The sequence below is a fragment of the Rhizobium sp. YJ-22 genome, from assembly GCF_029601685.1.
Classification (GTDB): domain Bacteria; phylum Pseudomonadota; class Alphaproteobacteria; order Rhizobiales; family Rhizobiaceae; genus Metarhizobium.
The window spans coordinates 452,027-473,135 of sequence record NZ_JARRIR010000004.1 but is presented as its reverse complement, the minus strand read 5'-3'; the positions used below and the strand labels follow the sequence as shown (position 1 = coordinate 473,135).

Here is a 21,109-nt window from a genome sequence, read left to right as displayed (position 1 = left end):
TGTTCAAGACCGTTTGAACACCCATGCTATGGTGCATTCATGAAGAGCATATCGCAGGAACATGCGGCCTCGGAGCAGCCGCTGACGGGGATGGAGGCGGCACGCTTCTGGCGCGCGGGGCGGTTTCGCGGCATGGAATGCCTGAGCGCCACCTTCCACACCCATGAATATGCGCCGCACACCCACGATACCTTCAGCATCGGCGCGATCGAGAAAGGCAGCCAGATCGCCTCGATTCGCGGCGAGCGCGAGGAAACCGGCCCCGGCGGACTCTATCTGATCAATCCCGACGACATTCATGACGGTGCGCCCGGCGAAAGCGGCTATCGCTACCGGATGGTCTATCCGGCTGCGGAGTTGTTCGCCGATATTCTCGAGGATGTTTCCGGCCGCGAACTGAAGGGCACACCCTCCTTTTCCCGCCGGCTGGTCAGCGATCCCGAACTTGCGGCCGCTTTCCATCATGCCCATAGGACGATGGAACAGGAAACCGGACGGCTGGAGACCGACGAATCGATGTTCCGGCTGCTGTCGGCGATCTTCGTGCGCCATGGGGCGGTGCGGGTCAGCCCGCTCGCCAGCCGCGAAAGCAGTGCGGCGCGGCGGGTGCGCGATTACATCGATGCGCATTACGAGAACGATCCGGGGCTGGAGGAACTGGCGGCCGTCGCGGGTTTGAGCCGCGCCCATATGATCCGCTCCTTCCGCCGCGAATTTTTCACGACGCCGCACGCCTTCCTGACCGATATCCGCATCCGCCAGGCGCGAAAACGGCTGCGCGCCGGCCAGACCCCCGCCGAAGTCGCGCTCGCCTGCGGCTTTGCCGACCAGGCGCACCTGACCCGCCACTTCAAGGCGCGCACCGGCGTGACGCCCGGCCAGTTTCGCGGGGCCGGCCGATAACCATTCTCCATGTCACTTTCGTTCAAGACGCCGGCAAGTCTGGCTGGCTAAAGCCGGCCGCATGAACATTCATGGAAGACCAGCAATGCAATCGAAAACCGCCTGGGGCGACTTCGCTGGCGGCGCTCGCGCCATCGCGCCGCTGATCGTCGCCCTCATACCGATCGGCATGGTCTATGGCGCGGTCGCGGCGACCAAGGGCCTGTCGCCGCTGGAAACGACGCTGATGAGCTTGCTGGTCTTTGCCGGCGGGGCGCAGTTCGTGGCCCTCGATCTCTGGACGCATCCGGCGAGCTGGGTCAGCCTCGGGCTCGCGGCGCTGCTGGTCAATATCCGCCACCTGCTGATGAGCGCTTCCATCGGCCTGCACATGCAGCAATTTTCGGGGCCGAAAAGATATGCGGCCATGCTGTTTCTGGCGGACGAGATCTGGGCCGTCTCGGAATTTCGCGCCCGCATCGCGACGCTGACGCCGGTCTGGTATTGCGGCGTGGTCGTGCCGTTCTATGCTGCATGGGTGCTGTCCGGGTTGGCAGGGGCGCTGCTCGGCGCCTTCCTCGGCGATCCCGCCGTGGTCGGGTTGGATTTCGCCTTTCCGGCGGTATTTATCGTGCTGGTCGCCGGCTTCTGGAAGGGACGGGAGACCGGCTTCGTGCTGCTGGCAAGTGCGGCTGCCGCCTATGTCGTCCACTGGCTGCTGCCGGGCGTCTGGTATGTCGCGGCGGGCGCGGTCGCCGGGCTGGTCGTCGCCGGCCTGATGAGTGGGGATGATGAAGACGACGGGGAGGCGGCGCGATGACCCTCGATCTTTCGACCCTGGCCGCCATTCTGGCGATGGCCGCCGCCACGATCCTGACGCGGATCAGCGGCCTTGTGCTCCTGCGCTACGTCACGCTGTCGAAACGCCAGAAGCGGGCGCTCGGCGCCATTCCGCCGGCGGTGCTGATGGCGGTGGTGACGCCGACGGCGCTGGCAACGGGGATCGCCGAAAGCATCGCCTGCGCGGTGACGGCTTTGGCCGCCTTCCGCCTGCCGATGCTGGCCGCCGTCGCGCTCGGTGTCGCGACCGTCGCTGCTCTTCGCTTCATGGGCGTTTGACCGGATATCCGGTCAATGCTCCTCGTATTGGATGAAGGACGAGTCGGCGAGATCGGCGAAGCGGGTGTATTCCGCCTGGAAGGCCAGTTTCACCGTTCCCGTCGGTCCATGGCGCTGCTTGGCGATGATGACGTCGGCCGTGCCCTTGACCTTGTCGAACAGAGTCTCCCATTCGACATATTTCGGGTCGTGCGGATCGCGCGGCTCCTGGTTCTTGACGTAGTATTCCTCGCGGAACACGAACAGCACCACGTCTGCGTCCTGCTCGATGGAGCCGGATTCGCGCAGGTCCGAAAGCTGCGGGCGCTTGTCCTCGCGACTTTCCACCTGACGCGAGAGCTGTGACAGCGCCACGATCGGAACGTTCAGCTCCTTGGCCAGAGCCTTCAGGCCGGTGGTGATCTCGGTGATTTCCTGCACGCGGTTCTCGCCCGCTTTCTTCGAGCCGGTCATCAGCTGCACGTAGTCGACCACGAGAACGTCGAGGCCGCGCTGGCGCTTGAGCCGTCGGGCGCGGGCGGCGAGCTGGGCGATGGAAATGCCGCCGGTCTGGTCGATATAGAGCGGCACCTTCTGCATCATCATCGAGCAGGCGACCAGTTTTTCGAAATCGGTATCGGTAAGGTCGCCGCGGCGGATTTTCGACGAGGAGACCTCCGTCTGCTCGGAGATGATACGGGTTGCGAGCTGTTCGGACGACATTTCCAGCGAGTAGAAACCGACGACGCCGCCATTCTTCGCCTTCATCGAGCCATCCGGCTGCACGTCGCCCTCGTAGGAGGCGGCGATGTTGTAGGCAATGTTGGTGGCCAGCGAGGTCTTGCCCATGCCGGGGCGGCCGGCGAGGATGATCAGGTCCGAACGTTGCAACCCGCCCATCTTCGAATCCAGAGACTGGATACCGGTGGAAATGCCCGACAAGCCGCCGTCGCGTTCCTTCGCCGCCGCCGCCATGTCGATGGCGGTTGCAACCGCATCGTTGAAAGCCTGGAAACCGCCGTCGTAACGGCCATTTTCGGCCAGTTCGAACAGGCGGCGCTCGGTGTCTTCGATCTGCGCCTGCGGCGGCATGTCGACGGGCGCGTCATAGGCGATGTTGACGATGTCCTCGCCGATGGTGATCAGCGCCCGGCGCAGCGCCAGGTCGTAGATAGTGCGTCCGTAGTCCTCGGCATTGATGATTGAGACGGCTTCCGCCGCCAATCGCGCCAGGTAGGTCGCGACGCTCATCTCGCCGACCTTGGCGTCGCCCAGATGCGTCTTGATGGTCACCGGATTGGCGATGCGGCCCATGCGGATGATATCGCCGGCGATCTCGAAGATCTTTCGGTGCAGCGGCTCGTAGAGATGCACCGGCTTCAGGAAATCCGAAACGCGGTAAAAGGCATCGTTGTTGACGAGGATCGCGCCGAGCAGGGCCTGTTCGGCCTCGATGTTGTTCGGGGCTTCGCGATAATGCGGCTCGGTCGGTGCGGGCACGGGCGTCTTTCGGGCTGTCTCGTTCATCCTGTCCTCTGGAAACGGAACCATCCGTCTGAAGGTCGAACCTTTCGTTTGAGCCTGCGGAGGGTTTCAGTCAACCGGAAAAGCAGGCTGGCCGACGATGGCGAGGCTGCGGGCCGCCTCATCCCCCCAATCCACAGGCTCCGATGGTTTCATGCACATATGGGTGGTCAGCCGTGCATTTCCATGCATGCCGAATCGGCCGCGACAGACTTGCGAAAAGCGATTTTCCAGATTAGATAGTGCGAGCATAATAAGCACACTAATTATAAAGGAGCGATAGCGATGTCGCGTTCCGTATCGCACCGGCTGCTGTTCGACGAAGTCGCCTCGTTCACGCGCAAATTGCGCGCACTGTTCGATGCGCGCCTGCGCCAGCGCGGCATGACGCTGCCGCGCACCCGGGCGCTGTTCGCCATCTCCCGCCGCGACGGGCTGAACCAGCGGGAACTGGCCGAAGAACTGGAGCTGGAAACCCCGACCGTGGTGCGCCTGCTCGATTCCATGGAAGCGCAGGACGTCATCGAGCGCCGCGCCGATGAGGCCGACCGCCGCGCCAAGCTCGTCCACCTGACCCCCGGCGGCAGGATGCTGGCCGACGACATCGAAAGCATGGCCGCCGCCCTGCGCCAGCAGGTGCTCGGCAACATTTCCGAGGCCGAACTGGAGGTGACGCTGCGCGTGGTGCGCCAGATGAATGCGCGCCTCAAGGAAATGCGGGCCGTGGAGGACGAGCAATGAGCGACGTCGCCGCCATCGGCGCGCCGACGCCTGCTGCGCCCGCGCCGGCGTCGCCGCAACCCATGCCAGCCTGGAACGCCGCGCTCTACATGCTGAGTTCCGTCGCCCTGTTCGTGACGCAGGGACTGGGGATGAACCTGGCGCTCGCCAACCTCACGCAATTGCAGGGCACGCTCGCCGCCACCTCGGCGGAATCCGCCTGGCTCAGCGCAGCCTATATGGCGCCGAGCGCCAGTCTTGCGGTGCTGCTGGTCAAGATCCGCACCCAATACGGCCTGCGCAATTTCGCCGAGGTCAGCATCATCTTTTTCGCCATCGCCTCGGTGATGAACGTCTTCGTATCCGATCTGCAATCGGCGCTCGTCGTGCGCTTCCTGAGTGGCATTGCGGCGGCCCCCCTGTCAACGCTCGGCTTCCTCTACATGCTGGAAGTCTTCGAGCCGGCGCGCAAGATGACCATCGGCATCAGCCTCGCCCTGATGAACACGACGCTGTCTGCCCCGCTCAGCCGCCTCGTTTCGCCGACATTGCTGGATTTCGGCCAGTGGCACGGGCTCTACATGCTGGAGCTGGCGCTGGCGCTGATGGTGTTTCCGATCATCTACCTCTTGCCGCTGACGCCGGTGCCGCGTGCGAAAGTCATCACCGTCACCGATATCGGTAGTTATATGCTGATCGCGCTCGGTTTCGGGGCGCTGGCGGTGGTGTTGTCCCTCGGCCGCGTCTACTGGTGGTTCGAGGCACCTTGGCTGGGCTGGCTTCTGGCGGTGTCGATCGCCTCGCTCAGCCTTGCCGCCGCCATCGAGCTGCGCCGCGACAATCCGCTGATCGACATCCGCTGGCTGGCAAGCCGTGGGCTCGTTCATTTCACCGGCGTGCTGCTGGTCTTTCGGCTCATCGCCTCGGCGCAATCGAGCGTTCCCTCGCTCTGGCAGCAGACGCTCAACCTGCAATACGACCAGACGATGACGCTCTATGCCATCATCCTCGGCGCCTCGATCTTCGGCGGCGTCACCTGCGCAGCGCTGATGAAGAACGGCTTCGATTCCTCGATCCATGTCGTGGCGCTGGCGATGATGGCGGCGGGCTGCTTCCTCGACAGCAGCATCACCAATCTCACCCGGCCGGAACAGCTCTATCTCGGCCAGGGGCTCATCGCCTTGGGCGCGGCGCTGTTCCTGCCGCCGGCGATGGCCAGCGGCTTCAAGGCAGCTCTCGCCAGGGGGCCGAATTATTTCGTCAGCTTCATCGTCGTCTTTCTCTTCACCCAGAGCATCGGCGGCCTGATGGGCTCTGCCTTTTACGGCTCGCTGGTGACGCTGCGCGAAAAATTCCATTCGAACATGCTGGCCGAGCATGTGGTGATGTCCGATCCGCTTGTCGCCCAGCGCGTCGCCCAGCTCTCCGGTGCCTATGGCAAGGTGATCGGCGATGCCGCGCTGTTGAAAAGCGAAGGCATCTCGCTGCTGGCGCAACAGATCAGCCGCGAATCCTACATGCTGGCCTATGGCGATGCCTTCCTGGCCGGCGGGGTTCTGGCGAGCCTGGCGCTCGCCGCGCTCCTTGTCCATCTTTCCCTTCAGGCCCTGCATCGGCGCTTCGCCGCGCCGCAGGCCGCATCCACCGCTTCGTGAGTTCGCCCATGCCTAAATTCCTTCGCATCCCCATCGAGGTCATCGCCATCCTGATCGGCATCGCCGGTGTCGTGCTGGTGCTTTATGCGTGGCACCTGCCGCCGTTCCGCACCAGCGTCGAATCGACCGAGAACGCCTATGTCAAAGGCTATGTGACGCTGATCAGCCCGCAGCTCAGCGGCTATGTCTCCGAGGTCGCCATCACCGACTACGCCAAGGTCAAGGCCGGCGACGTGCTGGTGCGGCTCGACGACCGCATCTATGCCGAAAAGCTGGCGCAGGCGAAGGCGACGCTCGCCTCGCAGAAGGCGTTGCTCGCCAATTCTACCCAGCAGCAGCTTGCCGCCAAGGCCAGCATCGATGCGGCCGAGGCCCAGCTCGACAGCGCCGAGGCAGCCGCCAAGCGGTCCGAGCTTGCCTGGGAACGTATCGCCTCGCTGGTCCACAAGGGCATTTCCGCCACCAGCGACTACGAGCAGGCACAGGCGACGCTGGAGCAGTCGCGCGCCTCGGTGCACCAGGCGCAGGCGGCGATCGAAACCGCCCGCCAGAACCTCGCCGTCATCGTTGGCAACCGTTCATCGCTGGAAGCCGGCGTCAGCGGCGCCGAAGCCGCCGTGCAGCTCGCCGAAATCGATCTGGGCAACACCGTCATCACCGCCCCGCGCGACGGGCGCATCGGCGAGGTCGGCGTGCGTCTCGGGCAATATGTCACGGCCGGTTCGCAATTGATGGCCGTGGTGCCCGCCGATGTCTGGGTGATCGCCAATTTCAAGGAAACCCAGCTCGACGGCATGAAGGTCGGCCAGCCCGTGACCATCGCCGTCGATGCGCTCGGCCATCGTCATCTCACCGGCCATATCGAAGGCTTCTCGCCGGCGGCGGGATCGGAATTCGCGGTCATCAAGCCTGACAACGCGACGGGCAACTTCACCAAGATCGCCCAGCGTATCGGCACGCGTATTCGTCTCGACGAGGGTCAGGACGCGGCTGCCCTTCTGGCGCCGGGCCTTTCGGTGGTCGTCACCGTCGACAAGGCCTCTTCACCCGATCCGAAATTCACCGCGCATTGATCGCCAAACAGCAAAGGCCCGGATCGTTTTGATCCGGGCCTCTTTCATTTCGCCCTGCAGGCGAAAAGTCTTATTCGTCGTCGCCGTCCTGGTCGGCTTCCGGATCGAAGAAGTCTTCCGGACGAAGGGCGTCTTCGTCAACGCCGTAGATGGCGTCGGCGGAGGTGAGGGTTTCACCCTTGGCCTGGCGCTCGGCTTCGTCGGCGGAGCGGGCAACGTTGACCTTGATGGTGATTTCGACTTCCGAATGCAGGTGCAGCGTGACTTCGTGCAGGCCGATGGCCTTGATCGGATGGTTCAGGTCGACCTGGTTCCGGCCGACGTTGAAGCCTTCGGCGGCCAGCGTCTCGAGGATATCGCGGGCTGCGACCGAGCCGTAGAGCTGGCCGGTTTCGCCGGCGGAGCGAACGATGACGAAGGTCTTGCCGTCGAGGGCTTCGGCAACCTTCTGGGCTTCCGACTTGCGCTCGAGGTTACGGGCTTCGAGCGTCGCGCGCTCGGATTCGAAGCGCTTCTTGTTGGCTTCGTTGGCGCGCAGCGCCTTGCCGAGCGGCAGCAGGTAGTTACGGGCGTAGCCGTCGCGAACCTTGACGGTTTCGCCCATCTGGCCGAGCTTGGCGATGCGTTCGAGGAGAATGACGTCCATTTGTCTTTTCCTTTTGTTGGTGTTTCAGGTTTCGGTGGAATTCGAGGATTGCGGATTGCGGCCGGGCGTCAGCGAGATCGCCCGTCTCGTGTCGGCAAGGCCGAGCACGACGATCAGGAAGGCGGGGAGCAGCATGGTCGACGCCAGATAGGCGAGGATCAGGGCCGGCATCCGCCAGGGTTTTCCGCGCGTGCGAAAATGCAAGACGGCAAACCCGGAAATGAGAAAACCCGCGCCAAAGGTGCCGACGACGGTCGCGCCGATCAGCGCCGGCAGGCCGCCGACGAAGCAGGCGGCAAGGCCGGCGAGAAAGGCGAAGATCGCATAGCGGTTCATGCGCAGCGACGAGGGCATGTCCTCGCGCGGCCGCAGGCCACGGCCAGAAGCCGCGACGATGCGGGTCGCCACATAATAGGCCGAGAACAGAAGCAGCACCCAAAGCCCGCCCTGCGTCATCGGCAGGACGAGAACGACGAGCCGCTTGGTCTGCGCCACGACTTCCGCGCTGCTGGCCAGTTCCGGCTGCTGCGCCTGCATCTGCTCCATCATCAGGTCGACGAGCTGGTCGGTCAGGTGCGGGCCGTAGCCGACCATGAAGCCGACGATGATGACGCCGACGGCGACCAGCGCACAAAGCTGCAGCATGATGTCGGAGAGCGGATACCAGGCCATCAGGTGCGAGGGACCGCCGATTTCCGAGGCCGGGCGCCCCAGATTGGCGAGATGGCTGATCCAGCCGGCCGGCGCCAGCGTCACCGCCGTCATGACGATGGCAAAGCTTGGGCTGACGAAGACCGCGCCGATGGCCGCCGCCGTCGCAATCGCGATGACGACGCAGAGATTGCCCCAGCCGAGGCCGGCAAGCAGGATGGGAAGCGCCGAAGCCGCATAAAGCACCGCCGCGAAAGACGGCTGCGCACCCGCGCCGAACACCAGGAGGGCGGCGGTGATGCCGGCGACAAGGCCGATCAGCAGCATTTTCGGATCGAAGGTCTTCACGTCGCTGTCCTGCGTCACGCAGTTAGAGGAGGCTTGCTCCCCAACATGGGATTTTAAGGGTTCCGATCCGCGCCCACCGCGGAAAGGGAAGAAAGGCGGACGAGCCGCCTTTCCGGAGGTCGATTGCGTTTCGCTAAAGGATTAGGAAACGACGTAGGGCAGCAGGCCGAGGAAGCGGGCGCGCTTGATCGCCTGGGCGAGTTCGCGCTGCTTCTTCTGGGAAACGGCCGTGATGCGGGACGGAACGATCTTGCCGCGCTCGGAAATGTAGCGCTGCAGGAGACGAACGTCTTTGTAGTCGATCCGCGGAGCGTTTGCACCCGAGAAGGGGCAAGTCTTGCGACGACGATGGAACGGGCGGCGTGCCGGAGAGGAAGAGGATTCAGCCATGTTCATATCTCCTTATGCACGGTCTTCGCGCGGACGGCGCGGGCGGTCGTCGTCACGGCGCGGACGGTCGCCGAAGCTGCGCTCCGGGCGGTCGCCATCGCGGCGCGGGCGGTCGTCGCGGTCGCGCTTCTGCATCATGGCGGAGGCGCCTTCTTCGTGCTTCTCGACGGCGATCGTCATGTAGCGAAGAACGTCTTCGTTGATGCGCATCTGGCGCTCGACTTCCTGGATGGCAGCCGCCGGAGCGTCGATGTCCATCAGGGCGTAGTGCGCCTTGCGGTTCTTCTTGATGCGGTAGGTAAGGGACTTGAGGCCCCAGTTCTCGACGCGGCCGACCTTGCCACCGAAGGATTCGATGACAGCCTTGTACTGTTCGACGAGACCGTCGACCTGCTGCGGCGAAACGTCCTGGCGGGCCAGGAATACGTGTTCATAAAGAGCCATTGAGGCTTTGCCTTTCTTGCGTTTCATGGACCCGGACCTCGGCGGCTAAGCCTCAACGACTGCTCCTGAAGGGGAAACCCCCGGCAAGAAAGCGTTTTTCGAGACGGTCGAGAGCGGAGACACGGGAGGCTGGAACCTTGTGGCTCCCAAGCGGCGCGCTGAGACAGCGAGCCGGCCCTCCGTTCAGCCACCAGCCTGAAGACCGGGTTGCGAACAGCGCGCCTTATACGCGGATTTGCTCGGAAAGCAAGGATATTCGATCCGGTGCCGGAAAAACCTCAAAGGCTTCGGGACTTTTTCCATTTGCGCAGCCGCCCGCGCGCATTGGCATAAGGAGACGAGGTGTTGAACTGGATCATTCGTCCGAGCGACCATTTTCCATACCAGCCGGGCTCGTAAAGTCCCTTGCCGGCCTCCTCGTCGACCACCCCCAGGATTTGCGTTTTCACGGTCTCGAGCCGTTCCAGCCGCTCCTGATAGGAAAGCATCGCATAATCGCTGTAGAATTTCTGGGCGAGGGCGCCGAGTGCATTCCATTTATATCCCGTTTCCGGAAAGTCGGGGTCCGCTCCGGCACGGCGAGCCTGCACTCATTTGAGCACGAGCTCGCCCCAGCCGATCAGATAGGCCAGCAGATCGTTGACGCTCATGACCGTTCCGGCCGCATGGCCATCCAGTTCCCGTATCCCCGCCAGGTCGGCTGGAACGGTTTCCAGTTCCCGGACCAGCTTGACGAAGCCGGACTCTATGGCCTTGTGCAGTTGTTCTGCGTTTTCAGGAACGGCCATGATGGTCTCTCGCTTTCTTATATCGGCATCGGATACTGCCGATGCACGCCAGCGATGTCCCTCAGGACTTCCTCGGACAAGGTGATGTCCTTTGCGCCGATCACCGTGGCGAGCTGTTCCATCGTCGTCGCGCCGATAATCACTGAGGCCATGAACGGTCGCGTCAGGCAGAAAGCGATCGCCATTGCCGTCGGATCGAGCCCATGGCGGCGCGCGATCTCGACATAGGCCGCGACCGGCTTTTCCTGCAGCGGCTGCAAGCGGCCGCCGAGATCGGCATTGATCGAGGCGCGCGAGCCGGGCGGAATCGTGCCGCCGAGATATTTGCCCGAGAGCAGCCCGGCCGCCAGCGGCGAATAGGCGAGCAGCCCGACATCCTCGAAATGCGACAGCTCCGCCATGTCGAGATCGTAATGCCGGTAGAGCAGATTGTATTCGTTCTGGACGGTTGCGACGCGCGGCAGGCCCTTGCGCTCCGACAGCGACAGATATTTCTGCGTGCCCCACGTCGTTTCGTTGGAGAGGCCGATGGCGCGAACCTTGCCGGCCTTCACCGCCTCGTCCAGCGTGTCGAGGATCGCCAGGATGTCGGCGGTCGCCTGTTCGCGGTCGATCCTGGCGGTATTGTATTGCCAGGCATGGCGGAAGTGGAAATGCGGACGGTTCGGCCAGTGGACCTGGTAGAGATCGATATGATCGGTTTTCAACCGCATCAGGCTGTTGTCGAGCGCCTCGCGGATGCCGGCGGGATCGATGGGGCGACCGCCGCGGATATAGGGGCGGCCGGGCCCGGCGACCTTGGTGGCGAGGACGACGTCGCCGCGCTTGCCGCTCTTTTGCAGCCATGTGCCGATGAAGGCTTCGGTGTCGCCCCACGTTTCTGCGGAGACCGGTGTCGTCGGGTAGAGTTCGGCGGTATCGAAGAAATTGACGCCCTGCGACAGTGCATAGTCCATCTGGCGATGCGCTTCTGCTTCGCTGTTCTGGCTACCCCAGGTCATCGTGCCAAGGCAGATTTCCGACACCGAGATATCGGTGCGGCCCAGCTTCTTGTACTTCATGAAAAAAAGATCCGTGCTTGGGTAAGACGCCGGCAATGTAGGCCGGTTTTGATTGAACGCAAGTGCGAAATACCACGGGAAAACGCCGGAAAATCTGGCGGTGCAGCAAGCAAGGCAGGCTTGACATGCCGTTGACACTTGGCGAATGGAAAGAAAACAGACCGGAGGATGACATCCCTATGGCAATCGCATTCACGTTTCCGGGCCAGGGCAGCCAGTCCGTCGGCATGGGCAAGGATCTGGCCGAGGCTTTTCCCGAAGCCCGCGCCGTCTTCGAAGAGGTCGACGAGGCGCTCGGCCAGAAACTTTCCGCCGTCATGTGGGAGGGCCCTGAAGACATGCTGACGCTGACGGCCAATGCCCAGCCGGCGTTGATGGCCGTTTCCATCGCGGCGATCCGGGTTCTCGAAAGCCGCGGCCTGTCGCTGAAGGACAAGGTGGCCTATGTCGCCGGCCATTCGCTCGGCGAATATTCGGCGCTCTGTGCCGCCGGCAGCTTTTCGCTGGCCGACACCGCCCGCCTGCTGCGCATTCGCGGCAATGCCATGCAGGCCGCAGTCCCGGTCGGCGCCGGCGCCATGGCGGCGATCATCGGCCTCGAACAGGGCGATGTCGAAGCGGTCTGCGCGGAAGCCTCCGCCATCGGCCCCTGCCAGATCGCCAACGACAATGGCGGCGGCCAGTTGGTCATCTCCGGTGAGAAGGCGGCGGTGGAAAAGGCGGCAGGCCTTGCCACCGACAAGGGCGCCAAGCGCGCCATCCTGTTGCCGGTCTCCGCACCCTTCCATTCCGCCCTGATGGCCCCGGCCGCAGAGGCCATGGGTGAGGCGCTGGCTGGTGTGGCGATCAACGATCCGGTCGTGCCGCTCATCGCCAATGTCCGCGCCGCCCCGGTTTCGGATGCCAAGGAAATCGCCGCCCTTCTCGTCGAGCAGGTGACCGGCCAGGTGCGTTGGCGCGAGACGATCGAATGGTTTGCAAAGAACGGCGTCGCCACGCTTTATGAAGTGGGCTCCGGCAAGGTGCTGACCGGGCTTGCCCGCCGCATCGACAAGTCCGTTACCGGCATCGCCATCAATACGCCCGCCGATGTCGACGCGGCGCTTTCGGCTATCCTTAGCTGACAAACGAAGGAATTTGACCATGTTTGATTTGACCGGACGTAAGGCGCTGGTAACCGGCGCCACCGGCGGCATCGGCGAGGAAATCGCTCGCATGCTGCATGCCCGCGGCGCCATCGTCGGCCTTCACGGCACGCGTGTCGAGAAGCTGGAAGCGCTGGCCGGCGAACTCGGCGAGCGGGTAAAGATCTTCCCTGCCAATCTCTCGGACCGCGACAGCGTCAAGGCGCTCGGCGAAAAGGCCGAGGCAGATCTCGAAGGCGTCGATATCCTCGTCAACAATGCCGGCATCACCAAGGACGGATTGTTCGTGCGCATGAGCGATGCGGACTGGGACAGCGTGCTCGAAGTCAACCTGACGGCCGTCTTCCGCCTGACGCGCGAACTGGCGCATCCGATGATGCGCCGCCGCTTCGGCCGCATCGTCAACATCACCTCGGTCGTCGGCGTCACCGGCAATCCCGGCCAGGCGAACTATTGCGCCTCCAAGGCCGGCATGATCGGCTTTTCCAAGTCGCTGGCCCAGGAAATCGCCACCCGCAACGTGACGGTCAACTGCGTCGCCCCCGGCTTCATCGAAAGCGCCATGACCGGCAAGCTGAACGACAAGCAGAAGGACGCCATCCTGGGCGCCATCCCGATGAAACGGATGGGCACCGGCGCCGAAGTCTCGTCGGCCGTGCTCTACCTGGCCTCGAACGAGGCAAGCTACGTCACCGGCCAGACGATCCATGTCAACGGCGGCATGGCGATGATCTGAGGCGTGCATGGGCGATTTGGTCGAATGCAGCTAAAATGCATGTTGACCAAGCCCATAGCCGACGATTTTCTGGCTTTGCGGCGGCCTTAAACCGTGTTAAGCGGGCCATGACTGTGAACAGTCGCCCCGCGAACAGGCGTGACCGGTTCGACTTTCGCAGCGACCGGACCGCTACGGGACGACGGGGATGAACGGTTTGCCGGGCGCCTTTTCGGCGCCGCAGGCCAAGAGCAGGGTACGGATGCCATAACGGCATTCTGGTGAAGTCAAAGGTCGAGGAAACCGACATGAGCGATATCGCAGAACGCGTTAAGAAAATTGTGGTTGATCATCTGGGCGTTGACGCCGAGAAGGTTGTCGAAGGCGCCAGCTTCATCGACGATCTCGGTGCGGATTCGCTCGACACCGTCGAGTTGGTCATGGCGTTCGAAGAAGAATTCGGCGTCGAAATCCCGGACGACGCCGCAGACTCGATCCTGACCGTCGGCGATGCCGTCAAGTTCATCGAGAAGGCCCAGGCCTGATATCGAATCCTTCTCAGGATTCCGCGGGCGGACCCTTGTCCGGTTCGCCCCGTTTTGCCCGGTCTTCCGGGCATTTCTCTTCATAAGAATACGTTGAATTATAGGGTGGGCTGACGGACGATGAGACGTGTCGTGATCACCGGTACCGGTATGGTATCTCCTTTGGGATGCGGAACGGAGGTGACATGGTCTCGCCTGCTCGCAGGGCAAAACGGCGCCCGACTCGTCACTGAATTCGAAGTCGAGGATCTGCCTGCCAAGATCGCCTGCCGTATTCCTGTGGGCGACGGTTCCGACGGCACCTACAATGCCGATGACTGGATGGAGCCGAAGGAGCAGCGCAAGGTCGATCCCTTCATCATCTACGGCATGGCCGCCGCCGATATGGCGCTCGCCGACGCCAACTGGCATCCTGAGACCGACGAGGACCAGATCGCCACCGGCGTGCTGATCGGCTCTGGCATCGGCGGTCTCGAAGGCATTGTCGAGGCTGGCTATACGCTGCGCGACAAGGGGCCGCGCCGCATTTCGCCTTTCTTCATTCCCGGCCGCCTGATCAATCTCGTCTCGGGCCAGGTTTCGATCCGCCACAAGCTGCGCGGTCCCAATCACGCGGTCGTCACCGCCTGCTCGACCGGCGCGCACGCCATCGGCGACGCCGCCCGGCTGATCGCGTTGGGCGATGCCGACGTCATGGTCGCCGGCGGCGCGGAATCGCCGATCTGCCGCATTTCGCTGGCCGGTTTCGCCGCCTGCAAGGCGCTCTCCACCCAGCACAACGACGACCCGCAAAAGGCCTCGCGCCCCTATGACAAGGACCGTGACGGTTTCGTCATGGGCGAGGGCGCTGGAATCGTCGTCCTCGAGGAGCTGGAGCATGCGCTGGCGCGCGGCGCGAAGATCTACGCCGAAGTGGTCGGCTACGGCCTCTCGGGCGACGCCTTCCACATCACGGCGCCGTCCGAGGACGGCGAGGGCGCCTATCGCTGCATGGCCATGGCGTTGAAGCGCGCCGGCCTGACGCCTGCCGATATCGACTATGTCAACGCCCACGGCACCTCGACCATGGCCGATACCATCGAGCTCGGCGCCGTCGAACGCCTGGTCGGCGAAGCCGCCGCGCGCATCTCCATGTCCTCGACGAAGTCAGCCACCGGCCATCTGCTGGGCGCGGCGGGCGCGATCGAGGCCATTTTCGCGACGCTCGCCATTCGCGACAACATCGTGCCGCCGACCCTCAACCTCGACAATCCCGAGCGCGAGACGGCCATCGATCTGGTGCCGCACAAGGCGCGAGAGCGCGAGGTGAACGTTGCCGTGTCGAATTCCTTCGGCTTCGGCGGCACCAACGCATCGCTGGTGCTCCGCCGCTATCAGAACTGACGGTTGGCCCTGCAAAGATTTTCCGGCAAAAGCGTAGAGCGGTTTTGCCGGAATTGCTTTTCAAAAGAGGGCGGGCCGTTTTGGTCACGATTGCCTGGAGCGGCGCGGTCGCTTCCTGAACCTGTTTTTTGCCGCATTGGTTAGCCAAACACCGCCGATGCGAAATGAAGAGGATTGCCGGTGAGCGATACGAACCAGAATGGCGAAACGGGTTTCGGCCGGGACGGTGCTTCGGGCGCCAAGGGCCCGATCATTCCCAAATCCGCCAACGAGGCGCTGCGGCCGGAGCGGGTTCCCGATCCGCCGCGCCGCTCGCGCAAGGCGCGCAGCCAGCTGGTGATTTTCCTGAATTTCCTGATGACGCTGGTCGTGTTCGTCTCGGCCGCTGCCGTCTTCGCATTCTATTATGCCGTCTCCACCTATCAGGCGCCGGGGCCGCTGGAAACCAACACCAATTTCATCGTGCGCAACGGCGCGGGCTTGGCCGAGATCGCCTCCAGCCTGGAGCGCAACGACATCGTCTCCGACGGGCGCATCTTCCGCTATATGACCGCGACCTATCTCAAGGACAACGAATCGCTGAAGGCCGGCGAATACGAGATCAAGGCCGGCGCCTCCATGAAGGAAATCATGGAGCTGCTGAAATCCGGCAAGTCGATCCTCTATTCCATCTCCTTCCCCGAGGGCTTGACGGTGCGCCAGATGTATCGCCGTCTCGCCGACGATCCCGTGCTCGAAGGCGAGGTGCCGAACGACATGCCCGCCGAAGGCAGCCTGCGTCCCGACACCTATAAATTCTCGCGCGGCACCAAGCGCGGCGAGATCGTCGAGCAGATGCTGGCGGCGCAGGAAAAGCTGATCGACCAGATCTGGGACAAGCGCGATGCCAGCGTTCCGATCAAGTCGAAGGAGGATTTCGTCACGCTCGCCTCCATCGTCGAGAAGGAGACCGGCAAGGCCGACGAGCGCGCCCACGTGGCTTCGGTCTTCATCAACCGGTTGGCGCGCGGCATGCGCCTGCAATCCGACCCAACGGTGATCTACGGCCTGTTCGGCGGTGACGGCAAGCCCGCCGACCGGCCGATCTACCAGTCCGACCTGCAGAAGGACACGCCGTTCAATACCTACAAGATCAAGGGCCTGCCACCGGCGCCGATCGCCAATCCCGGCCGGGCGGCTCTGGAAGCGGTCGCCAATCCCTGGCGCACCGAAGACCTCTATTTTGTGGCGGATGGCACCGGCGGCCATGTGTTCGCGGCGACGCTGGACGAGCACAACGCCAATGTCCGCCGCTGGCGCAAGCTGGAGGCCGACCGTGGCGGCGATCCGAACGTCGCCGTCGACGGCCAGCCCGCCGATCAGGCCGACCCGACCGCCACGCCGGCTTCCGGCAAGAAGAAAACGACGAACTAGCAATTCCAGCAAAAGTGTGCAGCGGTCTTGCGTCCGGAACTGCGACAAAACAAACACCAGGGGTTTCCATGTCTTTGCAGTCCATGACCGGCTTTGCGCGGCGCGAGGGAACGGTCGGCCGTTATCGCTGGGTATGGGAGCTGCGCTCCGTCAACGGCAAGGGGCTGGATTTCCGCCTGCGCCTGCCGCCGGGCTTTGAGCGGCTGGAAGCCGATGTTCGCCGCCTGTTGTCGGAAGCCTTTTCGCGCGGCAACATGCAGGTGTCTCTGAGCGTCTCGGCCAGCGACGCGCCGCTCGCCGCCGTTATCAATCGCGACGCGCTGGCGGCCCTTTTGACCCTGCGCGGCGAACTCGGCGACCTGATCGACCCGGCGCCGCTTCGCCTCGATAGCCTGCTGTCGATCCGCGGCATCGTCGATTTCCGTGAGGTTGAGGAAGATACGGCCGAGACAGAAAGTCGCGATGCCGCCATTCTCGATGGCTTCGCGGCCGCCCTTGCCGATCTCGGCGAGATGCGCCGCCGGGAGGGGGAGACGCTGGCCGGCCTGCTGCAAGGCCAGATCGCGAAAATCGCCGAATTGGCTGCGACCGTCGAACAGGATCCGTCGCGCACGCCGGAAGAGATCGCCCGGCGCCTGACCGCCCAGGTCGCCGCGCTGCTGGAGGCCGCGCCGTCGCTGGATCGCGACCGGTTGCATCAAGAGGCCGCCGTGCTCGCCACCAAGGCCGACCTGCGCGAGGAGATCGACCGGCTGACGTCCCATGTCGCTGCTGCTCGCGAACTGATCGCCAGGGGCGGGCCGGTCGGTCGCAAGCTGGATTTCCTGGCACAGGAATTTAACCGGGAATCGAATACCATCTGTTCGAAATCGAATTCGGCGGCCGTGACGGCGGCCGGCATCGAGCTGAAAGTGGTCATCGATCAGTTCCGCGAACAGGTTCAGAATCTGGAGTAAACCATGAGTGCCGCGACAAGCGCCAACCTAGTCCCGATTGCCCGCCGTGGCCTGATGCTGGTGATTTCATCGCCCTCCGGCGCCGGCAAGTCGACGATCGCGCGCACGCTGCTGGAAACCGACAAGGGCATCGGCCTGTCGGTCAGCGTCACCACCCGCCAGCGCCGCCCCAGCGAAATCGCCGGTGTGCATTATCATTTCGTCTCGGCCCGTGAATTCGAGCGGTTGCGCGATTCCAACTCGCTGCTGGAATGGGCCGAGGTGCACGGCAATTTCTACGGCACGCCGCGCGAGCCGGTCGAGGCCGCCATGGCCGAGGGCCGCGACATGCTGTTCGACATCGACTGGCAGGGCGCCCAGCAGCTTCAGGAAAAGATGGCGAGCGACGTCGTCTCGATCTTCGTGCTGCCGCCGACCATGACCGAGCTGCAATCGCGCCTGCACCGCCGCGCCGAGGACTCGGAAGAGGTTATCCGCACCCGGCTGATCAATTCCCGCGCCGAAATCGGCCATTGGGAAGAATACGATTACGTCATCATCAACGACGACCTGAACTCGGCCTTCGACGCCGTGCAGTCCATCGTCAAGGCCGAGCGCCTGAAACGCACCCGCCGCCTCGGCATGGGCGGTTTCGTGCAGCAGCTTCTGGAAGAAGAACCGGATCTGAAGTAGGGCGCCGGCCCCTCATCCGGCCTAAGGGCCACCTTCTCCCCGACGGGCTCCCCGACGGGACAAAGGGATTTGCGGTGAATGCCGCATTCTATCAGCGTCTGCTATTGGAAAAGAGAAGTATAGCCGTTGCGGCGACTCTTCTCCCCTAGGGAGACGATGCCCGAAGGGCAGATGAGGGGGCGCTTGCCCCCAGCCTGTCTCAAAGACAATTCGCCAGCGTCACGAATTCCTCGACCGACAGCGTCTCGGCCCGCCGCTGCGGATCGATGCCGGCCTTGGTCAGCAGCGCTTCGCCGCCGAGGGATTTGACACTCTGGCGCAGCATCTTGCGGCGCTGGCCGAAGGCGGCCTGGGTCACGCGCTCCAGCTTCGCCACATCGCAGTGCAGCGGCTCGGGGTTCGGAGTCAGATGCACGACGGATGAGGTCACCTTGGGCGGCGGCGTAAACGCCTGCGGCGGCACGTCGAAGGCCATATGCGCCCGTGTGCGCCAGCCGCAGAGTACGCCGAGGCGGCCGTAATGGTCGTCGTCCTCGCGGGCGACGATGCGCTGGCCGACTTCCTTCTGGAACATCAGCGTCAGCGATTGCCAGAATGGCGGCCATTCTTTCGGCAGCAGCCAGTTGACCAGCAACTGCGTGCCGACATTGTAGGGCAGGTTGGCGATGATGCGCACCGGGCCTTCCGGCACCAAAGCCTCGAAATCCGTCTTGAGCGCATCGCCTTCGATGACTTCCAGCCGGCCGGGATAATGGTCGGCGACTTCGGCGAGCGCCGGCAGGCAGCGCGTGTCGCGCTCGACGGCGATCACCTTCTTGGCGCCCAGCGCCAGGATGGCGCGCGTCAGCCCGCCCGGTCCCGGTCCCACCTCGAACACCGTCACGCCCTCCAAAGGGCCGGCGGTGCGGGCGATCTTCTGGGTCAGGTTGAGATCGAGCAGAAAATTCTGGCCGAGCGCCTTGCGCGCGTCGAGCCCGTGCCGCTGGATGACATCCCTCAGCGGCGGTAGTCCGTCCAACGCGGCCATCAGCCTTCCTTCTTCGATGTGGCGGCCAGTTCGCCGGCAAGCCGCAACGCCGCGATCAGGCTGTCGGCCTTGGCCGCGCCGGTGCCGGCCAGCGAGAAGGCGGTGCCATGGTCCGGCGAGGTGCGGATGAAGGGCAGGCCGAGCGTGGCATTGACCGAATCGTCGAAACCCAGCGCCTTGGCGGGAATCAGCGCCTGGTCGTGATACATGCAGATGGCGACGTCATAGGTGGCGCGCGCCGCATCGTGGAACATGGTGTCGGCCGGCAGCGGCCCCCGCGCATCAATGCCCTCGGCCCGCAAGACTTCGACCGCCGGACGGATGACGGCATCATCCTCGCGCCCCATCGTGCCGTTCTCGCCGGCATGGGGATTGAGGCCAGAGACCGCCAGCCGCGGCGCGGCGATGCCGAAGCGGTCGCGCAGGTCGGCATGGGTGATGCGGCAGGTATCGAGGATCAGCTCGGTCGTCAGCGCCGCGGGCACCGCGCTCAGCGCGATGTGGATGGTGACCGGCACGGCCCGCAGTTTTGGGCCGGCGAGCAGCATGACCGGCAACAGCGGCTTGCCGATGGCGCGCGTGGCGAGGTCGGCCAGGAATTCCGTATGGCCGGGAAAAGCGAAACCGGCCTCATACAGCACCGCCTTGGCGATGGGATTGGTGACGACGGCAGCGGCTTGCCCACTGATGGTCAGCGCGACCGCCATCTCGATGGCGGCGATAGTGCCGCGTGCCGTCTTCGAATCCGGCTGGCCGGGCGTAACGGTCGCACCGGCCGCGATCGGCAGGACGGGCAGGGCATTGGCGAAGATGGCCGCAGCGCTTGCCGGGTCGGCCTCGCGCAACGGCACATCGCGCCCGAGCGTTTTCGCACGGGCGGCCAGTACGTCGGGATCGCCGAGATAGAGGAAGGGCGGCAGGTTCAGCACCGCCCGGTTTTCCCAGGCGGCCAGCGTAATGTCGGGGCCGACCCCGGCGGGGTCGCCCTGGGTCAAGGCGAGGGGTGGCATCGTCATCTCGGATCAGTAATAGACGATGCGGGCCTTCTTGCGCAGGTCGTCGAGGTATTTTTCCTCGCGCGGATTCTTGCCGTTCTTTTCCTTGCCGAGATCTTCGGCGCGGAACACGACTTCGGCGGCGTAGTCGTCATTGACCTGACGCTTGTTGCAGATCGCCAGATATTCGACGCCGCGCTCGGTGACGCGGGTGCCGGTGGTCACGCCATTGGCCTTCTCGATCAAAGGCTTCCAGTCGGCGGGCAGTTCGGGCTCGAGGACGCGGCCGAGGCTGCGGATCGAAACGTCCTTCATCGTCGCGGCGAACACCTTCGCCTGCTCGCAGCCGGGGAACTTGGCGCGCGAGGCTTCCGCCTCCGCCTTGCGCTTGCCGGTTATGCCCTTCTTGGAGGCGGGCACGACGAAGATCACCTGCTGCAGCACATATTCGGTGGTAACCGGCTTTTCCTTGCTCTGCAGCATGCGGGTTACGGCTTCCTGGTTCGACATGCCACCGCTGGAGCGGCTGTTGAGCACGCGCGGCCAGCTCATCGACACCGCGATATACGCCTTGAAATGGTCGACGCCGACGCCGGCCTTTTCGATGATCTGCGTCATCTGCGGCACGGACAGCTTATTGCTGGCCGCAAACCGGGCGAAGGCGGCATCGACGTCCTGGGTCGAAACCGACATGCCGGCGCGGGCGATTTCCTGGCGCTTGAGCGATTCCTCGACGAGTTGCTCCTTGGCCAGCTTGTTCAGATCGCCCTTCTGACGCTGCAGACGCAGGAACGCGACGCGCCGGGCGATGTCGCCATTGGTGATGACGGCCTTGTTGACCGTGATGCTGACCTGGCTGGTGGCGGCGAAGGCCGCGCGCGGCGCCGGATCTGCCACCACGGCCAGAGCCAGGGCCGCGGCGCCGAACATCAGGGCGCGCATCGGTTTGCATGCGGATATCATGAATTTTCCTCGCTT

22 protein-coding genes and 1 pseudogene are annotated in these 21,109 nt (G+C 64.0%); 13 read left to right on the top strand and 10 right to left on the bottom strand.

Going from position 1 to position 21,109, the window contains the following annotated elements; all coding sequences use genetic code 11:
- The first annotated feature begins 39 nt into the window (after window positions 1–39).
- The 3 genes from P7F60_RS12870 (at window position 40) to P7F60_RS12860 (ending at window position 2,001) form a co-directional block, all read left to right on the top strand.
- Window positions 40–903 (top strand): AraC family transcriptional regulator, encoded by an 864-nt coding sequence (locus P7F60_RS12870; RefSeq protein WP_277918118.1) that lies wholly within the window; start codon window positions 40–42, stop codon window positions 901–903.
- A gap of 85 nt (window positions 904–988) precedes the next feature.
- Window positions 989–1,702 (top strand): AzlC family ABC transporter permease, encoded by a 714-nt coding sequence (locus P7F60_RS12865; RefSeq protein WP_277918117.1) that lies wholly within the window; start codon window positions 989–991, stop codon window positions 1,700–1,702.
- Entirely contained in the window at window positions 1,699–2,001 is a 303-nt protein-coding gene (locus P7F60_RS12860) for an AzlD domain-containing protein (RefSeq protein WP_277918116.1), read from the top strand. The genes P7F60_RS12865 and P7F60_RS12860 overlap by 4 nt, the downstream gene beginning before the upstream one ends.
- A 12-nt stretch (window positions 2,002–2,013) precedes the next feature.
- Here the strand turns inward: P7F60_RS12860 and P7F60_RS12855 are convergent, their stop codons facing one another.
- On the bottom strand, window positions 2,014–3,507 hold the full coding sequence (locus P7F60_RS12855) for a replicative DNA helicase (RefSeq protein ID WP_277918115.1): 1,494 nt from the start codon (window positions 3,505–3,507) through the stop codon (window positions 2,014–2,016).
- Between the two features lie 282 nt (window positions 3,508–3,789).
- Between P7F60_RS12855 and P7F60_RS12850 the strand changes: the two genes are divergently transcribed.
- The 3 genes from P7F60_RS12850 (at window position 3,790) to P7F60_RS12840 (ending at window position 6,952) form a co-directional block, all read left to right on the top strand.
- Window positions 3,790–4,245 carry a MarR family winged helix-turn-helix transcriptional regulator gene (locus P7F60_RS12850; RefSeq protein WP_277918114.1) on the top strand — a complete coding sequence of 152 codons (456 nt, stop codon included), beginning with the start codon at window positions 3,790–3,792 and terminating at the stop codon, window positions 4,243–4,245.
- Between the two features lie 62 nt (window positions 4,246–4,307).
- On the top strand, window positions 4,308–5,879 hold the full coding sequence (locus tag P7F60_RS12845; protein ID WP_277918184.1) for an MFS transporter: 1,572 nt from the start codon (window positions 4,308–4,310) through the stop codon (window positions 5,877–5,879).
- A gap of 8 nt (window positions 5,880–5,887) precedes the next feature.
- Window positions 5,888–6,952, top strand: coding sequence for an HlyD family secretion protein (locus P7F60_RS12840; protein WP_277918113.1), 1,065 nt, complete (start codon window positions 5,888–5,890; stop codon window positions 6,950–6,952).
- Between the two features lie 70 nt (window positions 6,953–7,022).
- On the opposite strand, the gene rplI is transcribed toward P7F60_RS12840, so the two are convergent.
- The 6 genes and pseudogenes from rplI to P7F60_RS12810 form a co-directional block, all read right to left on the bottom strand.
- Window positions 7,023–7,598 carry a 50S ribosomal protein L9 gene (gene rplI, locus P7F60_RS12835; protein ID WP_277918112.1) on the bottom strand — a complete coding sequence of 192 codons (576 nt, stop codon included), beginning with the start codon at window positions 7,596–7,598 and terminating at the stop codon, window positions 7,023–7,025.
- Between the two features lie 24 nt (window positions 7,599–7,622).
- A complete protein-coding gene (locus P7F60_RS12830) occupies window positions 7,623–8,597 on the bottom strand; it encodes a DUF2232 domain-containing protein (protein WP_277918111.1) in 975 nt (324 codons plus the stop codon).
- A 141-nt stretch (window positions 8,598–8,738) separates the two neighbouring features.
- Window positions 8,739–8,987 carry a 30S ribosomal protein S18 gene (rpsR, locus tag P7F60_RS12825; protein ID WP_277918110.1) on the bottom strand — a complete coding sequence of 83 codons (249 nt, stop codon included), beginning with the start codon at window positions 8,985–8,987 and terminating at the stop codon, window positions 8,739–8,741.
- Between the two features lie 12 nt (window positions 8,988–8,999).
- Entirely contained in the window at window positions 9,000–9,431 is a 432-nt protein-coding gene (gene rpsF / locus P7F60_RS12820; protein WP_277918109.1) for a 30S ribosomal protein S6, read from the bottom strand.
- Window positions 9,432–9,709: 278 nt separating this feature from the next.
- Window positions 9,710–10,219, bottom strand: a pseudogene (locus P7F60_RS12815) (ClbS/DfsB family four-helix bundle protein).
- 17 nt (window positions 10,220–10,236) lie between these two features.
- A complete protein-coding gene (locus tag P7F60_RS12810; RefSeq protein WP_277918108.1) occupies window positions 10,237–11,280 on the bottom strand; it encodes an aldo/keto reductase in 1,044 nt (347 codons plus the stop codon).
- 179 nt (window positions 11,281–11,459) lie between these two features.
- On the opposite strand from P7F60_RS12810, the gene fabD reads away from it, so the two are divergent.
- The 7 genes from fabD to gmk all read left to right on the top strand — a co-directional run bounded on the left by fabD (window position 11,460) and on the right by gmk (window position 18,109).
- Window positions 11,460–12,404 carry an ACP S-malonyltransferase gene (gene fabD / locus P7F60_RS12805; RefSeq protein WP_277918107.1) on the top strand — a complete coding sequence of 315 codons (945 nt, stop codon included), beginning with the start codon at window positions 11,460–11,462 and terminating at the stop codon, window positions 12,402–12,404.
- Between the two features lie 19 nt (window positions 12,405–12,423).
- On the top strand, window positions 12,424–13,161 hold the full coding sequence (fabG, locus tag P7F60_RS12800; protein ID WP_277918106.1) for a 3-oxoacyl-[acyl-carrier-protein] reductase: 738 nt from the start codon (window positions 12,424–12,426) through the stop codon (window positions 13,159–13,161).
- Between the two features lie 287 nt (window positions 13,162–13,448).
- Window positions 13,449–13,685, top strand: a complete 237-nt coding sequence (locus P7F60_RS12795) for an acyl carrier protein (protein ID WP_006727438.1) — start codon at window positions 13,449–13,451, stop codon at window positions 13,683–13,685.
- 120 nt (window positions 13,686–13,805) lie between these two features.
- The gene (gene fabF / locus P7F60_RS12790) at window positions 13,806–15,068 is read left to right on the top strand and encodes a beta-ketoacyl-ACP synthase II (RefSeq protein WP_277918105.1); all 1,263 of its coding nucleotides are present in this window, start codon (window positions 13,806–13,808) and stop codon (window positions 15,066–15,068) included.
- 180 nt (window positions 15,069–15,248) lie between these two features.
- Entirely contained in the window at window positions 15,249–16,481 is a 1,233-nt protein-coding gene (mltG, locus tag P7F60_RS12785) for an endolytic transglycosylase MltG (protein WP_277918104.1), read from the top strand.
- 68 nt (window positions 16,482–16,549) lie between these two features.
- Window positions 16,550–17,437 carry a YicC/YloC family endoribonuclease gene (locus P7F60_RS12780; RefSeq protein WP_277918103.1) on the top strand — a complete coding sequence of 296 codons (888 nt, stop codon included), beginning with the start codon at window positions 16,550–16,552 and terminating at the stop codon, window positions 17,435–17,437.
- A 3-nt stretch (window positions 17,438–17,440) separates the two neighbouring features.
- On the top strand, window positions 17,441–18,109 hold the full coding sequence (gene gmk / locus P7F60_RS12775) for a guanylate kinase (RefSeq protein ID WP_277918102.1): 669 nt from the start codon (window positions 17,441–17,443) through the stop codon (window positions 18,107–18,109).
- A 199-nt stretch (window positions 18,110–18,308) separates the two neighbouring features.
- On the opposite strand, the gene rsmA is transcribed toward gmk, so the two are convergent.
- The 3 genes from rsmA to P7F60_RS12760 are packed head-to-tail and all read right to left on the bottom strand — an operon-like array spanning window position 18,309 to window position 21,094.
- Window positions 18,309–19,136 carry a 16S rRNA (adenine(1518)-N(6)/adenine(1519)-N(6))-dimethyltransferase RsmA gene (rsmA, locus tag P7F60_RS12770; RefSeq protein ID WP_277918101.1) on the bottom strand — a complete coding sequence of 276 codons (828 nt, stop codon included), beginning with the start codon at window positions 19,134–19,136 and terminating at the stop codon, window positions 18,309–18,311.
- Window positions 19,136–20,152, bottom strand: a complete 1,017-nt coding sequence (gene pdxA, locus P7F60_RS12765) for a 4-hydroxythreonine-4-phosphate dehydrogenase PdxA (protein WP_277918100.1) — start codon at window positions 20,150–20,152, stop codon at window positions 19,136–19,138. The genes rsmA and pdxA overlap by 1 nt, the downstream gene beginning before the upstream one ends.
- A gap of 6 nt (window positions 20,153–20,158) precedes the next feature.
- Window positions 20,159–21,094, bottom strand: a complete 936-nt coding sequence (locus P7F60_RS12760) for a peptidylprolyl isomerase (protein WP_277918099.1) — start codon at window positions 21,092–21,094, stop codon at window positions 20,159–20,161.
- Window positions 21,095–21,109: the final 15 nt, after the last annotated feature.

Bases quoted from the DNA above. Each gene is read 5' to 3' on its own strand.
- P7F60_RS12860 (WP_277918116.1), top strand. From the start codon at position 1,699: ATGACCCTCGATCTTTCGACCCTGGCCGCCATTCTGGCGATGGCCGCC.
- rpsF (WP_277918109.1), bottom strand. From the start codon at position 9,431: ATGGCTCTTTATGAACACGTATTCCTGGCCCGCCAGGACGTTTCGCCG.
- P7F60_RS12870 (WP_277918118.1), top strand. From the start codon at position 40: ATGAAGAGCATATCGCAGGAACATGCGGCCTCGGAGCAGCCGCTGACG.
- rplI (WP_277918112.1), bottom strand. From the start codon at position 7,598: ATGGACGTCATTCTCCTCGAACGCATCGCCAAGCTCGGCCAGATGGGC.
- P7F60_RS12780 (WP_277918103.1), top strand. From the start codon at position 16,550: ATGTCTTTGCAGTCCATGACCGGCTTTGCGCGGCGCGAGGGAACGGTC.
- P7F60_RS12810 (WP_277918108.1), bottom strand. From the start codon at position 11,280: ATGAAGTACAAGAAGCTGGGCCGCACCGATATCTCGGTGTCGGAAATC.
- fabF (WP_277918105.1), top strand. From the start codon at position 13,806: ATGAGACGTGTCGTGATCACCGGTACCGGTATGGTATCTCCTTTGGGA.
- fabD (WP_277918107.1), top strand. From the start codon at position 11,460: ATGGCAATCGCATTCACGTTTCCGGGCCAGGGCAGCCAGTCCGTCGGC.
- P7F60_RS12855 (WP_277918115.1), bottom strand. From the start codon at position 3,507: ATGAACGAGACAGCCCGAAAGACGCCCGTGCCCGCACCGACCGAGCCG.
- rpsR (WP_277918110.1), bottom strand. From the start codon at position 8,987: ATGGCTGAATCCTCTTCCTCTCCGGCACGCCGCCCGTTCCATCGTCGT.
- pdxA (WP_277918100.1), bottom strand. From the start codon at position 20,152: ATGACGATGCCACCCCTCGCCTTGACCCAGGGCGACCCCGCCGGGGTC.
- P7F60_RS12850 (WP_277918114.1), top strand. From the start codon at position 3,790: ATGTCGCGTTCCGTATCGCACCGGCTGCTGTTCGACGAAGTCGCCTCG.
- P7F60_RS12795 (WP_006727438.1), top strand. From the start codon at position 13,449: ATGAGCGATATCGCAGAACGCGTTAAGAAAATTGTGGTTGATCATCTG.
- gmk (WP_277918102.1), top strand. From the start codon at position 17,441: ATGAGTGCCGCGACAAGCGCCAACCTAGTCCCGATTGCCCGCCGTGGC.
- P7F60_RS12865 (WP_277918117.1), top strand. From the start codon at position 989: ATGCAATCGAAAACCGCCTGGGGCGACTTCGCTGGCGGCGCTCGCGCC.
- P7F60_RS12840 (WP_277918113.1), top strand. From the start codon at position 5,888: ATGCCTAAATTCCTTCGCATCCCCATCGAGGTCATCGCCATCCTGATC.
- P7F60_RS12760 (WP_277918099.1), bottom strand. From the start codon at position 21,094: ATGATATCCGCATGCAAACCGATGCGCGCCCTGATGTTCGGCGCCGCG.
- P7F60_RS12845 (WP_277918184.1), top strand. From the start codon at position 4,308: ATGCCAGCCTGGAACGCCGCGCTCTACATGCTGAGTTCCGTCGCCCTG.
- rsmA (WP_277918101.1), bottom strand. From the start codon at position 19,136: ATGGCCGCGTTGGACGGACTACCGCCGCTGAGGGATGTCATCCAGCGG.
- fabG (WP_277918106.1), top strand. From the start codon at position 12,424: ATGTTTGATTTGACCGGACGTAAGGCGCTGGTAACCGGCGCCACCGGC.